The 12,935-nt window shown below is 69.9% G+C and carries 9 protein-coding genes; 6 read left to right on the top strand and 3 right to left on the bottom strand.

Going from position 1 to position 12,935, the window contains the following annotated elements; genetic code table 11:
- Positions 1–26 precede the first annotated feature (26 nt).
- The 6 genes from UYS_RS0207600 to UYS_RS0207570 all read left to right on the top strand — a co-directional run bounded on the left by UYS_RS0207600 (position 27) and on the right by UYS_RS0207570 (position 6,304).
- The gene (locus tag UYS_RS0207600; RefSeq protein WP_016854911.1) at positions 27–1,073 is read left to right on the top strand and encodes an ABC transporter permease; all 1,047 of its coding nucleotides are present in this window, start codon (positions 27–29) and stop codon (positions 1,071–1,073) included.
- Positions 1,070–2,026 (top strand): ABC transporter permease, encoded by a 957-nt coding sequence (locus UYS_RS0207595; protein WP_016854910.1) that lies wholly within the window; start codon positions 1,070–1,072, stop codon positions 2,024–2,026. The genes UYS_RS0207600 and UYS_RS0207595 overlap by 4 nt, the downstream gene beginning before the upstream one ends.
- A gap of 106 nt (positions 2,027–2,132) precedes the next feature.
- On the top strand, positions 2,133–3,155 hold the full coding sequence (locus tag UYS_RS0207585) for an ABC transporter ATP-binding protein (protein ID WP_016854909.1): 1,023 nt from the start codon (positions 2,133–2,135) through the stop codon (positions 3,153–3,155).
- Positions 3,152–4,225, top strand: coding sequence for an ABC transporter ATP-binding protein (locus UYS_RS0207580; protein ID WP_016854908.1), 1,074 nt, complete (start codon positions 3,152–3,154; stop codon positions 4,223–4,225). The genes UYS_RS0207585 and UYS_RS0207580 overlap by 4 nt, the downstream gene beginning before the upstream one ends.
- 133 nt (positions 4,226–4,358) lie before the next feature.
- On the top strand, positions 4,359–5,279 hold the full coding sequence (locus UYS_RS0207575; RefSeq protein WP_016854907.1) for a LysR family transcriptional regulator: 921 nt from the start codon (positions 4,359–4,361) through the stop codon (positions 5,277–5,279).
- Positions 5,276–6,304, top strand: a complete 1,029-nt coding sequence (locus UYS_RS0207570) for a hydrolase (RefSeq protein WP_016854906.1) — start codon at positions 5,276–5,278, stop codon at positions 6,302–6,304. Before UYS_RS0207575 ends, UYS_RS0207570 begins: the two co-directional genes overlap by 4 nt.
- Here UYS_RS0207570 and msrA read toward each other — a convergent pair.
- From msrA to tamA, 3 genes are all read right to left on the bottom strand, one after another.
- Positions 6,285–6,899, bottom strand: coding sequence for a peptide-methionine (S)-S-oxide reductase MsrA (gene msrA, locus UYS_RS0207565; protein ID WP_016854905.1), 615 nt, complete (start codon positions 6,897–6,899; stop codon positions 6,285–6,287). The genes UYS_RS0207570 and msrA overlap by 20 nt on opposite strands.
- Before the next feature lie 34 nt (positions 6,900–6,933).
- Positions 6,934–10,965: an autotransporter assembly complex protein TamB gene (gene tamB / locus UYS_RS0207560; RefSeq protein ID WP_016854904.1), complete on the bottom strand. Its 4,032-nt coding sequence runs from the start codon at positions 10,963–10,965 to the stop codon at positions 6,934–6,936.
- 96 nt (positions 10,966–11,061) lie between these two features.
- Complete coding sequence (tamA, locus tag UYS_RS0207555) at positions 11,062–12,924, bottom strand: autotransporter assembly complex protein TamA (RefSeq protein WP_016854903.1); 1,863 nt, start codon at positions 12,922–12,924, stop codon at positions 11,062–11,064.
- Between the last annotated feature and the right edge of the window lie 11 nt (positions 12,925–12,935).

Genomic DNA, 12,935 nt, shown 5'->3' with positions numbered 1-12,935 from the left:
CCCGTATTGCCTACGGGACGCCACTCATGATCGCCTTTCTGATCAAGCGCCTTTTCCATGCGCTGCTGGTGATGTTCGTCATCAGCGTGATCGCCTTCGCCATCCAGGACAATCTGGGCGACCCCATCCAGCAGATGGTCGGCCAGTCGGTGCCGGAGAGCGAGCGCGCGGCGCTGCGCGAGGAACTGGGCCTGAACGACCCCTTCGCGGTGCAGTACCTGCGCTTCGCCGCCAACGCGGTGCAGTTCGACTTCGGTTATTCCTACGTCTTCAACGAGCCGACCACCGACGTCATCCTGCGCCACCTGCCCGCGACCCTGGAGCTGGTGGCCGCGTCCACCTTCCTGATCATCGCCCTGTCGATTCCCATCGGGGTCTACAGCGCCATCCGGCCGCGTGCCTGGCTGTCGCGGTTCTTCATGGGCGTGTCGATCATCGGTATCTCGATACCGGTGTTTTTGACCGCCATCGTGCTGATCCAGCTGTTCGCCATCGGCGTGTCCTGGTCGCCCTTCCCCGCCGATACCGGCTGGGGCGCCTGGCTCAATGACCTGATCAGTACCGACGGCGGCATGCCGGCCTACGGCCGCGGCGACCCGGTGCCGGTGTTCGGCACCTGGGAGACCAACTTCGCCTCCCTCGAGGGGCTGACCTACCTGGTGCTGCCCGCCATCTCGCTGGCCTCGATCATGCTGCCGCTGTTCATCCGCCTGATCCGCGCCGAGATGCTCGAGGTGATGCAGTCGGAGTACGTGAAGTTCGCCCGCGCCAAGGGCATCTCGCTGCGCCGCATCTACTTCCTGCACGCGCTGAAGAACACCATGCTGCCGGTGATCACCGTGGGCGGGGTACAGATCGGTACCTTGGTCGCCTACACCATCCTCACCGAGACGGTGTTCCAGTGGCCCGGCATGGGCCTGATGTTCCTCGACGCCATCGAACGCTCCGACATTCCGCTGATCGTCACCTACCTGATGATCGTGGGGCTGATCTTCGTGATCACCAACACCCTGGTCGACCTGATCTATGGCCTGGTCAACCCCACCGTCAAGCTGACAGGAAAGCCCGCATGACCACCTCGACCTCATCCGCTGCGAGCTCGTCCACGGCGAGCCGCTGGGAGCGCTTTCGCGACTCCTACCTGCTCTACAGTTTCCTGCGTGACCCGATCGCCCAGGTCAGCCTGGCGGTGTTCATCCTGATGGTGGCCTGCGCCGTCCTGGCACCCTGGCTGGCGCCGATGAACCCCTACGACCTGGCACAGATCGATATCCTGGCCTCGGAGCTGCCGCCGTTCTGGGTCGACGGCAGCGATCCGGCCTATCTCATGGGCACCGATGCCCAGGGGCGTGACCTGCTCTCGACCATCCTCTACGGCCTCAGGGTCTCGCTGATCATCGGCTTCGGCGCGGTGGCGCTGCAGGCCACCCTCGGCGTGTGCTTCGGCCTGCTGGCCGGCTACCTGGGCGGGCGCGTCGATGCCTTCCTGATGCGCATGGCCGATATCCAGCTGTCGTTCTCCACCCTGATGGTGGCGATCGTGGTCGGCGCGCTGTTCAAGGCGATCTTCGGCGGCGCCACCTTCAGCACCTATGCGGTGCCGCTGCTGGTGCTGATCATCGGCCTGGCCGAGTGGCCCCAGTATGCGCGCACCGTGCGCGCCTCGGTGCTGGCCGAGAAGAGCAAGGAATATGTCGACGCCGCCCGCGTGATGGGGCTGCCGAGCCGGCGCATCATGTTTCGCCATATCCTGCCCAACACCCTGTCGCCGATCTTCGTCATCTCCACCGTGCAGGTGGCCAACGCCATCATCTCCGAGGCGGCGCTGTCCTTCCTCGGCCTCGGCATGCCCGAGACCCAGCCCTCGCTGGGCTCGCTGATCAAGTCCGGGTTCGACTACATCCAGTCCGGCTCCTGGTGGATCACCCTGATCCCGGGCCTGGTGCTGGTGGTGCTGGTGCTGGTCATCAACCTGCTCGGCGACTGGCTGCGCGACGTCCTCAATCCGCGTCTCTACAAGGGCTGAGGCCATGCTGAATATCGATACGTCCCCCATGTCCGACGGTCGCCGGCACGACGCGCTCGATCCGCGCCTCTTCATCCGGCACAAGGGCTGAGGCCAAGGAGTTCCCATGTCACTTCTCGAAGTCAACCACCTCGACGTGCGCTTCGCGCTGCGCCGCGGCGACGTCCAGGCCCTGCGCGACGTCTGCTTCAGCCTGGATCGCGGCGAACGCCTGGGCATCGTCGGCGAGTCCGGCGCCGGCAAGTCCGTGGCCGCCTTCAGCCTGCTCAACCTGATCGCCAAGCCCGGCTACATCGCCGGCGGCAGCATCACGTTCGACGGCCAGGAGCTGATCGGCCTGTCCGACCGCGCCCTGCGCCGCATCCGCGGGCATCGCATCTCGATGATCTTCCAAGACCCGATGATGACGCTCAATCCGGTGCTGACCATCGGCGAGCAGATGATCGAGTGCCTGAAGGCCCACCGTCGCATCTCGACCAAGGACGCCCGGGCGATCTCGCTGCGCAAGCTCGAGCAGGTGCAGATCCCCTCGCCCGAGGCGCGCCTCGACCAGTATCCCCACGAGCTCTCCGGCGGCATGCGTCAGCGCGTGATCATCGCCATCGCGCTGTTGCTCGACCCGGACATCATCATCGCCGACGAGCCCACCACGGCGCTGGACGTGACCATCCAGGCCGAGATCATGGCGCTGCTGCTGGAGCTGTGCGAGGAGCACAACGTCGGCCTGGTGCTGATCACCCACGACCTGGGCGTGGTCAGCCAGGTCACCCAGCGCATGCTGGTGATGTATGCCGGCCGCGTGATCGAGCAGGGCCCGACCCGCGAGATCATCAACGACCCGCAGCACCCCTACACCCAGGGCCTGCTCAACGCCCTGCCGCAGATGGCCACGCCCGGCGAGCGGCTCAACCAGATCCCCGGCAGCATGCCATCGCTCAGCCACCTGCCGAGCGGCTGCGCCTTCCATCCGCGCTGCGGCTTCGTCACCCGGCCCGACGGCTCGCGTCGCCAGGCCTGCGTCGACGAGGTGCCCGCCTTCGTCGCCTCGGGCAACTGCCAGGCGGCCTGCCACATGGTCGCCGAGATGATCGAACGCGAACGCATTCCGGCCGAGGAGCAAGATTCATGACCACCGCCTCTCTTTCTTCATCTACCGGCTCCTCCTCGGGCGCTTCGAAGGCGCCGGAGACGGCCGAGCCGCTGCTGTCGATCCGCGGGCTGGAGAAGCGCTTCTCGCTGTCCGGCGACTTCCTCGAGCAGCTCAAGTTCAAGGGCGGCAAGCTGGTGCGCGAGCAGAAGCACGTGCACGCCATCAACGGCGTCGACCTGGACATCCGGCGCGGCGAGGCGCTGTGCGTGGTCGGCGAGTCCGGCTGCGGCAAGTCCACGGTGGCGCGCACCGTGATGGGCCTGATCACCCCCAGCGCCGGGGAGATCCGCTACGATGGCGAGCGCATCGACGACCGCTCCACCAGGGAGCTGCTGCCCTACCGTCGGCGCATGCAGATGATCTTCCAGAATCCCTATGCGTCGCTGAACCCGCGCATGACCATCCAGCAGACGCTGGAGGAGCCGATTCGCCTGCATCATCCCGACTGGTCGCCGGCCAGGGTCCAGGACAAGGTCGCCGAGGTGATGAACGCGGTGGGCATCGCCCCGGACTGGGGGGCGCGCTACGGCCACGAATTCTCAGGCGGCCAGCGTCAGCGCATCGCCATCGCCCGGGCGCTGGCGGTGGACCCGGAGTTCATCGTCGCCGATGAACCGATCTCGGCCCTCGACGTCTCGATCCAGGCCCAGGTGCTCAACCTGCTGATGGAGGCCCAGCAGCAGCGCAACCTGACCTACCTGTTCATCACCCATGACCTGGCCGTCGTCGAGCACTTCGGCACCCGGGTCGCGGTCATGTATCTGGGCCGGGTGTGCGAGGTGGCGCCCACGGCGACGCTGTTCGCCACCCCGCGCCATCCCTACACCCAGGCGCTGATGTCGGCGATTCCCCGGCTCGAGGATGACCGCCCGCAGCACATCCGCCTGCAGGGCGAGGTGCCGACGCCGGTGAACCTGCCGTCGGGCTGTGTGTTCCACGGCCGCTGCCCGCATGCCGACGCGCGCTGCCGGGAAGAAGTCCCGACCCTGATCGCCACCGACCAGGGCGGCCAGGTGGCCTGTCATGGGGTGGAGGAAGGCCGGATCTGAGGTATCGAAAAGTGCCTGCGCTCGGCTAGACGCGCGGAGAGACGCTGCCGTTGATCATCCGGCTGACCGGTTGGTCAACGCTGGCTAAGCTGAGTAGACTCACCGTCCCTGGCGCTCCGGCACAAGGAACACTATGGAATTACGCTGGCTGGAAGACTTCATCGCCCTGGCGCGTACGCGCCACTTCTCGCGGGCGGCGGAGACCCAGAACGTGACCCAGCCGACCTTCTCGCGCCGCATCAAGCTGCTCGAGGAGGAGATGGGGGCCACCCTGATCAATCGCCAGACCCTGCCGCTGTCGCTGACGCCGGCCGGCGAGGAGTTCCTGGCGCTGTGCGAGGACGTCACCCGACGGGTGACCACCGCCCGCGAGCGCCTCGGCCAGCTGGCCGAGGCGGACGCCAGCCGTCTGCGCCTGGCCGCGCCCCAGAGCCTGCTGGCCAATTTCCTGCCGGAATGGCTGGCCGATTTCGATCCCGCCCCGCCGGTCACGCCTTACCTGCGCGCTACCGGCTGGCTGGCCGACGACTACTTCCGGGCCCTGGAGCGCCAGGAATGCGACCTGGTGCTCTGCTACTGGCCCGCCACGCCACGCACGTTGCCACTGGAAACCGAGGGCCTGGAGGCTCGGGTGCTCGGCCGCGAGCGGCTGGTGCCGGTGTCGCTGCCCGACGCCGAGGGCAACCCGCGTTTCTCGCTCGAGGACAGCGGGCGTCGTCCGCTGCCGCTGATCGCCTATCACCCCCGGGGAATGATCGACCAGTGCATTCGTGCGCATTTGCAGGCGCTCGGCCAGGTGCCGACCTTCAGCGTGCTCAACGAGAGCATCCAGAGCGGCAATATTCGCGAACTGGTGGGGCTCGGCTACGGACTCGGCTGGCTGCCGGCGCGCTCCATCCAGACCGCGCTGGCCTCCGGCGGTCTGGTGCCGGCGGGCGGCACGCGCTGGCAGGTGCCGCTGGAGATTCGCCTCTTTCGCCACCGCGACAACCCACACCCGGCGGTGGAGGCGCTGTGGCAGCGGCTCGTCGAACCCAGGGCCGACGCCATATGACGCCGGGCCGCCATGCGGCGGATTTCCGCGCCCCGACGGGCCTGGCCAATCGCCACCTGCAGACCCTGTTGCCGAGGATGCTGCCGGCGCCCTCGCCCGCGCTGGCCTGGGAGACGCTGGCGCTGCCCGACGGCGATGTGGTCGAACTCAGCTGGGTGACACCGGGCCCCGCCGACGACGACGCGCCGCTGTTCGTGCTGTTCCACGGGCTGGAAGGCTCGGTGGACTCGCCCTATGCCCGGCAGCTGCTGACGGCGGCCGGCGAACGTGGGCATCGCGCCGTGCTGATGCATTTCCGCGGCTGTGGCCGCCACCCCAACCGTCGCCCGCGGGCCTACCACAGCGGTGACACCGCCGATGCCCACTGGCTGCTGACCCAGCTGGCCCGCCGCCATCCCCGGGCGCCGCGCATCGCCTGCGGCGTGTCGCTTGGGGCCAACATGCTGCTCAAGCTGATGACCGAGGATGCCGGCCGCGAATCCCCGGCGCTGCACGGCGCGATCGCCATCGCCCCGCCGGTGGATCTCGCGGCCAGCGCCGACTGCCTGGAACGCGGCTTCGCGCGGGTCTATCAGCGTCACCTGCTCGGTGCGTTGAAGGCCAAGGTGGCGCCGCGGCTCGAGGCCGGCGAGCTGCCGCTGGCACTGTCACCCCGGGCGCTTGCCGGCCTTGGCACCCTGCGCGAGTACGATGATGTGGTGACCGCGCCGCTGCATGGCTTCGACGGCGCCGCCGACTACTATCGCCGGGCCTCGGCCGGGCCACTGTTGCAGGAGATTCGCCGGCCGACGCTGATCCTCCACGCCGAGGACGATCCCTTCATGCCGCCGGGCCTGTTCGAGAACGTCGCACTGGGCCCGGGCATTCGCCTGGAAACGGCCCGCCACGGCGGTCACGTGGGCTTCGTCGAACGCCGTGACGGGCGGCTGGCGAGCTGGCTCGCGCGCCGGGTCGGCGCTCAGCTGGAGGGCCGGGCCGACACGGCGCCCTGCCTGCGCGAGCCGCTCAGCCGATCGGGCAGCTGACGCCGGTGCCCTTGAGGCCGCAGTAGCCGTCGGGTCTCTTGTCGAGGTACTGCTGGTGATAGTCCTCGGCGTAATAGAAGGTCTCGAGCGGCTCGATGGCGGTGGTGATGGGGCCGCGTCCGACCCGGGCCAGGGCGTCGTCGTAGGCCGCGCGGCTGTGCTCGGCGATCTCGCGCTGGGCCTCGTCGGTGACCAGGATGATCGAGCGATACTGGGGCCCGATGTCGTTGCCCTGGCGATTGCCCTGGGTGGGATCGTGGGCCTCCCAGAAGTGGCGCAGCAGGGTCTCCAGATCGATCGTCGCCGGATCGAACACCACCCGCACCACTTCGGCGTGGCCGGTGCGTCCGGTGCAGGTCTCCTCGTAGGTGGGGTTCGGCGTCACGCCGCCGGCATAGCCCACGGCGGTCACATGCACGCCGGGCAGCTGCCAGAACAGCCGCTCGGCGCCCCAGAAACAGCCCAGCCCGAGCACGATCTCCTGCAGGCCCGCCGGCCACGGCGGCGTCATGTCGCGGCCGCTGACGGTGTGGCGACCCAGTATCTGCAGCGGCGTGTCGCGGCCCTCGGGGGCGTACAGCGGCGAAGTGGTCATCGTGTGGCTCCTTGGTTCGTCTTGCGCATGTCGCTCATCGTGTCAGCGCCGGGGGATCGCCCGGCAGGCTGAAGGTATAGATCAGGTCGACCGCCTGGCTGGCGCCGGATACCGCCTCGAGGTAGAGGTCTCGCCACAGCTTGTAGCGCAGCGTCAGCTCGGCGATCGGCGAGAAGACGCCGACACCATATCCGACGCTCAGCCGATCGGTCAGGTTCCCGGTCACGACCACCTGGCTATCGTCGCCGCTGCCGGCGGTGTCGAGGCTCAGGTCGTCGATGCCGAAGGCCTCGCCGATCGCGCCCACGGCGCCGCCGGCCTGGCCCAGGGTCACGCCGATCAGCGCCGAAGTCAGGGCGCTGCCGCCGCTGCTGTCGTCCGGGGCACGGCCGCGCAGCACGTAGGACAGCGCCCGGGACTCGTTCATGGACGGCTCGGAGAAGATCTCCAGGCTGGGATTGGCCGCGGGCCCGCTGACCCGCAGACCGGCCACCACCTCGTCCTGGGTATTGTCCGGATTGCGCACCGCCTCGAAGTCGAGCAGCGGCTGGCCCGGGGGGCCGCTGAAGTAGAGGATGCCCTCGCGGACGATCAGGTCCTGGCCGAAGGCCCGGAAGCGTCCGTCTTCCAGGTTGACGTTGCCGAACAGCTGCACGGGGCCGTCGGACTGGCGCACCTGCAGGTCGCCGCGCAGGTCGGTCTCGAGCCCGTAGGCCTCGAGACGCATGTCCGGCCCCAGCACCAGGTCCACCTGGACGTCCAGCGCCATGCCGGCCTGCTGCATGGCCTCGGCGGTGCTCGCCCCCGGCTCCTCGCTGGCGGCCTGGCGGTCGGCGGCCTCGGCCTCCTCGCGGGTGACGATGACCTCGTCGGGGCTCGGCGAGACCGCCGAGGCCGGTACCTTGCCGACCTCGAGCCGGGCCCAGGGAATGCCGACCTCGCCGCGCACCCGCAGCCGGTCCGGATCGGCGCGGATCGACAGGTCCGGGGCGATGTGCAGCCGCCCGAACCCCGGCAGCGCGGCCAGCAGCGGCGCGTCGCGCCCTTCCAGGTCGAGGGCCGCCTGCCACGCGGCCGACGAGGGCCAGCGGGCATCGCCGGTGATGTTCATCCGGCCTTCCTCGCCTTCCAGGTAGCCGTCGATGTCGGCGCGGTCGCCGGACAGGTCGACCTCAAGCTCGCCGTCGGCCACCGACAGCGGCAGCCCGAGACCCTCGGCGCGCAGGCCGGCCAGCGCGAGGCGGCCGTCCAGCCGCGGCTGCTCGCGGTCGCCGGTGATGTCGATACCGGCGTCGAGGGCGCCTTCCAGGGTCTCCATGTCTGCGACCAGCGGCCGGTACGGCGCCAGTCGCACGTTGTCGATCTCGAAGCGCCCTTCCAGGCGGCCGGCACCCATGGGCTCGATGATGCCCAGGTCGAGGCGCATCGCACCCTGTTCGCCGAAGGTCAGCCCCAGGTCGACGTCGGCACGCTCCTGATCGGCGTCGAGGGCGAGCGAGAGCCCGGTGCCGGGCACCGACCACGGCTGGCCATAGGCGTCCTGGCCGTTGATCTCGGCCTGGCTGTCGAGATTCGCGCTGGCCTGCCAGCGGGCGCCGCCGTTCGACCATTCGGCCACCAGGCCGCCCTCGGTGGCGCCGTCGATGGCCCATCCCGGCGGCATGGCGTCGTTGATCAGGTCCATCGGCAGCTCGCGGATCGCGAGCTCGGCGCGTCCGCTGTCCGGCGACGCCGACAGCGGTGCCGTCAGGCACAGCCCGCCGCCCTCGGCGCGGGTCAGGCAAAACGGCTGGACCTCCACGGCGCTGGCGGTCAGGTCGGCATCGAAGGCCAGCGCCTGGTCGAGGCCGAGGCTGCCGTAGGCGGTCTCGGCGTCCAGCGGCGTCAGCCGCCCGCGATAGTGCTCGCGGGCCTCGTCCAGCGCGCCCTCGAGGGCCAGGTTCAGCGCCGACAGCGGCCCGTCCGGGTCGCCTTCCACGTCGAGGGTCAGGCGATGCTCGGAGAGCCTGCCGTCGAGGCCCAGCGCGATAGACGTGAAGGCCTGGCCACCGGCGGCGACGTCGTCGGCGGCCAGGCTCAGGTCGAGGCTCGGGTCGTCGAGGCCGGCCACCTCGCCGTCCAGGCGCAGCCGGGCGAGGCGGTTGTCGCCGAAGGCCAGCCGATCGCCGCTCAGGGACAGCGACAGCTGCGGCCGCTCGACGCTGCCGCGGGCCTCGATGTCGCCGTCGAGCGCCCCGTCGAGCTCGGGATGGAGGGTGTCCAGTCGCGGCATGTCGATGCGGGCGTCCAGGTCCAGCTCGCTCGGCGCGACCCGGCCCGAGGCGTCCAGGCGATTGTCGCCCTGGCGCAGGCTCAGCGAGGCGATGTCCCAGTTCATGTCGTGATCGCCGGACAGCTGCCCCGAGAGCGAGAACGGCTGCTCGGCGAGTTCGCCGTCCACGGCAAGCGTCGGCACGCCGAGCCGCCAGCCGTCGGCGCTCTGGGAGAAGGCCACCTGCAGGCGGCCGTCGAGACGGCCGGCCAGTCCCTCGACGAAGGGCTCGGGGTCGAAGCCGTCGACGTCGAGCCGCGCCGACACCGAGAGCGCCTCGGACCAGTCGATCCGTCCCTCGCTGGTCAGCGTGCCCTCCGGCGGCGTCAGGCGCAGCGGCGCCCAGTCGAAGCGCTGCAGGTTGCCCTGCCCGTTCAGCGCGATGTCTGTGCGCGGCAGCGACGGGCCCTGGGCGGCGAGCCCCAGGCTGACCCGATAGTCGTCGAGCGTGCCTTCGGCGTCGAGGTCGAGGTTCTCGACTCGCCACGGCTCGGTCGGCGTGTCTTGCGCCGTCTCGCTCGCGCCCTCGTCCTCGCCGTTATCCGCGTCCTCGGGCGCCGCCACGGCGCCGGGCAGCGGCCACTGCAGCTCGGGGCTGGTCAGGCGAGCGGAGAACGGCATCGTCGGGTCCAGGGCGTCGAGGCGGGCCGTCAGGCTGGCTTCCATGGGGCCGCTGGCAGTCAGCGCCACGTCCAGGTCGCCAAGGTCCCCGCTCAGGGCCAGCTCGAGCCGCTGGCCGGCCAGGGCCGGCAGGCGCTCGGGCAGGTAGAAGTCGGCGCCCAGCTGTACGTCGAGGGGATAGTCATCGCGCAGGGTGACCTCGGCCTGGAGGGTGGCGTCGGCCTCCCGGGAGGCGACGGCGAGCGGGTGCACGGCGATGTGCTGGTCGCGGGCGGTGACGCTGAGATCGAGCCGGTCGATGACGTAGGCCTGCGCGCCCTCGAAGGCCGCGTCTTCCACGGTCAGACTCGGTACCTCCACCGCCAGCGGCAGGGTGACGTCCGGCAGCCGGAGGCGCTCCTCGGCCGGTGAGTCCGGCGACGCCGGCGAATCGCTCACTCCTGCGGCGGCCGCGGCGACGCTGGCCGGCAGCGGCGAGCGCACCGCCACGGCGGCGTCGATCGCGATGGCCGTGAGCACGTCGTCGCGGCTTTCCGCCTCGCTCAGGGCGAGCCGGTTGCCCGGCGAGATCGACGGCGTCAGCCGCAGCCCGACCAGGCGCGTCGGCGACAGGGTCAGGGCGTTACCTTCGGCCTCGGCGCCGCTCTCGAAGTGCCGCCAGCCAAGGCGGGTGCCATCGGCGAGGCGCACCTCGACGTCATCCAGCAACAGCTCGCGCAGCGCCACCGGCAGCGGCAGCTGAATCGGCCCGGGCGGGCCGCCGTCGCCCTCTTCCGCCACCGGCTCCTCGGCGGCGTCGCTCGCGCCGAGGCGGATGCGGGCGCCCGCCACGGCCAGGCGGTCGATGCACAGCCGCCCCTGGAGCAGACAGTCGTCGGCCCAGGCGAGCTCGACGTCGGACACCGCGACGCTGGCCGGGCCGGCCGTCAGGCGCAGCCCCTCGATCCTGAGCGTGTCCAGGGGCGCGCCCTCGACGCGCTCGACCTCGAGCAGGCCGAGCCGCTCGGCCTGGGTGAACAGGGCGCTGGTGCCCCAGGGCGACAGGGCCAGGCCAAGCAGCAGCATGACCAGGCCGATCAGCCACAGCGGCAGCAGGATCAACAGCCGGAGCAGGGCCCAGCTAAGGCGGCGCATTCTCACGATGATGACTCTCGCGGCAGCGTCGTCCGGGGCGCGGTGAGCCACGGACGACGGGGGTGAACGGTGACGATGATCGGTGCCCGGCGCACGCTAGAACTCCGGGCCGATAGCGAAGTGGATGCGATAGGCGTCGTCGCTGTCGAAGGGATGGGCGACATCGAAGCGGATCGGCCCCACCGGCGAGATCCAGCGCACGCCGAGGCCGGCGCTGGTGTTCAGCTCTTGGGGCCACCAGTCGGTGAAGGCATCGCCGGCGTCGACGAAGCTGGCCAGCCACCAGGGGCCGGTGATCCGGCGCTGTGCCTCGACGCTGCCGACCAGGCGCTGCTCGCCGCCGACCAGCTCGCCGTCGCTGTTCTCCGGCGACAGGGTCTCGTAGCCATAGCCGCGCACGCTGGTGTCGCCGCCGACGAAGAAACGCAGCGACGGCGGGATGTTCTCGAAGTCGTCGGTGACGATGCTGCCCGCGCCGACGCGACCCACGAAGCGGTAGTCGTCGCCGAGGCTGCGGACCCACTGGGTATCGGCATCCAGGCGCAGGAACTCGGCGTCGGAGCCCCAGGCCTCACTGGAGTACTGCACCGAGATCTGCTGGCGATCTCCCCAGCGCGGAAAGGTCGGATTGCGCGAGCGAGTGCGGGTCCAGCGCACGCCGGGATAGAGCAGCAGCACCTGGTTGTCGAGATCGGCCTGGGTGAAGTCCTCGTAGGTGGCGCGCAGGTAGACGATCTGCTCCCAGGCGTTATCGAACTGCCAGCGGCGGCCGAACTCCACGCTGGCCTCGAGGGTTTCGGTGTCTTCGTTGTCCTCGTTGCGCAGCCCGTACTGGAGGCGATAGCTGTCGCGACGCGGATCGTCGAGGGGCATGTTGTAGACGCCGCTGAACTCCTGCTCGGGCCCGGAGAGGTAGAGGTCGTGCTCGAGGCTGTGGCCGTAGCGGTTGACCCAGGGCTGGTCCCAGGAGAAGCGCATCCGGGGGCCGACGTCGGTGGCAAAGCCGATACCGACCTCGAACTGGTGACGATCGGCCGGCGTGACACTGACCTCGATGGGCACCTCGGGCACCGCCGGTGCCTGAAGCGACGCGGCCGCGGCGAGCGCCTCCGCGCTCAGGCGGGGCTCGGGCGGTGGCGCCTCTGGCAGGCCCTCCACGTCGAGGGCGTTGAGAAAGCCGATGGGCGCCGGCGGCAGCGCCAGTTCGCCGATGCCGGCATCCAGCAGCGGACGCACGCTGACCGAGCCGAACCACTCGGTCTGGCCGAGGCGCTGGTTGAAGGTGGCGATGTCGCTGGCGAGATAGGGCTTGCCCTCATGGAACGGCGCCAGGGCCTGCAGGCGTTCGGTCTCGATGTGCTGGCCGTGGAAGCGCACCGGCCCGAAGCGATAGCGCGCGCCGCTGTCCAGGTCCAGCGACAGCCGGGCGCTGTTGGCCCAGGGGCGGATCTCCATGCGCCGTTCGCTGAAGCGCCAGTCGAAGTAGCCGCGCTCGAGGGCCAGGCCGGAGAGCTGGCTGCGCAGCGCATCGAAGGGGGCGTGGCGAAGCACATCCCCCTCTTCCTGGGGATAGTCGTCGATGGCGTCCTGGAAGGGCTGATCGTCGGCGGCGCCACCGGCCAACCCGAAGGCGAGACGCTCGATTCGCACCGGTTCGCCGGGGTCGACGACGATGGTCACCTCTTCCGGTGCGTCGCGGTCGTCGAAGCGAAGCTCGAAGGTGGGCTCGTAGTAGCCATAGACCCTGAGCGACTCGCCGGCCAGGCGACGCACTTCGGATTCCAGCCGCTGCGGCGAGTACTGCTCGGCATCGAGGCCGTCGAGGTAGGTCTCGAGGTTCTCGGCCGGTTCGCCCTCGAGGCCCTCGATATTGGCGTCGAGGGCCAGGACGACGCCCGGTGAGACGAGGCCGGCGACCAGCAGGCCGGTCACGAGACGATTGACGAGACACTTGTCCATGATGTCGGGGT

It is taken from the genome of Halomonas smyrnensis AAD6 (assembly GCF_000265245.1).
GTDB classification, from domain to species: domain Bacteria; phylum Pseudomonadota; class Gammaproteobacteria; order Pseudomonadales; family Halomonadaceae; genus Halomonas; species Halomonas smyrnensis.
This window is presented reverse-complemented; position numbering and strand designations above follow the sequence as displayed.

What these genes read in the sequence shown, in the direction of transcription:
- UYS_RS0207600 (WP_016854911.1), top strand. Translation starts at nt 27, where the DNA reads ATGATCGCCTTTCTGATCAAGCGCCTTTTCCATGCGCTGCTGGTGATG.
- UYS_RS0207595 (WP_016854910.1), top strand. Translation starts at nt 1,070, where the DNA reads ATGACCACCTCGACCTCATCCGCTGCGAGCTCGTCCACGGCGAGCCGC.
- UYS_RS0207585 (WP_016854909.1), top strand. Translation starts at nt 2,133, where the DNA reads ATGTCACTTCTCGAAGTCAACCACCTCGACGTGCGCTTCGCGCTGCGC.
- UYS_RS0207580 (WP_016854908.1), top strand. Translation starts at nt 3,152, where the DNA reads ATGACCACCGCCTCTCTTTCTTCATCTACCGGCTCCTCCTCGGGCGCT.
- UYS_RS0207575 (WP_016854907.1), top strand. Translation starts at nt 4,359, where the DNA reads ATGGAATTACGCTGGCTGGAAGACTTCATCGCCCTGGCGCGTACGCGC.
- UYS_RS0207570 (WP_016854906.1), top strand. Translation starts at nt 5,276, where the DNA reads ATGACGCCGGGCCGCCATGCGGCGGATTTCCGCGCCCCGACGGGCCTG.
- msrA (WP_016854905.1), bottom strand. Translation starts at nt 6,899, where the DNA reads ATGACCACTTCGCCGCTGTACGCCCCCGAGGGCCGCGACACGCCGCTG.
- tamB (WP_016854904.1), bottom strand. Translation starts at nt 10,965, where the DNA reads ATGCGCCGCCTTAGCTGGGCCCTGCTCCGGCTGTTGATCCTGCTGCCG.
- tamA (WP_016854903.1), bottom strand. Translation starts at nt 12,924, where the DNA reads ATGGACAAGTGTCTCGTCAATCGTCTCGTGACCGGCCTGCTGGTCGCC.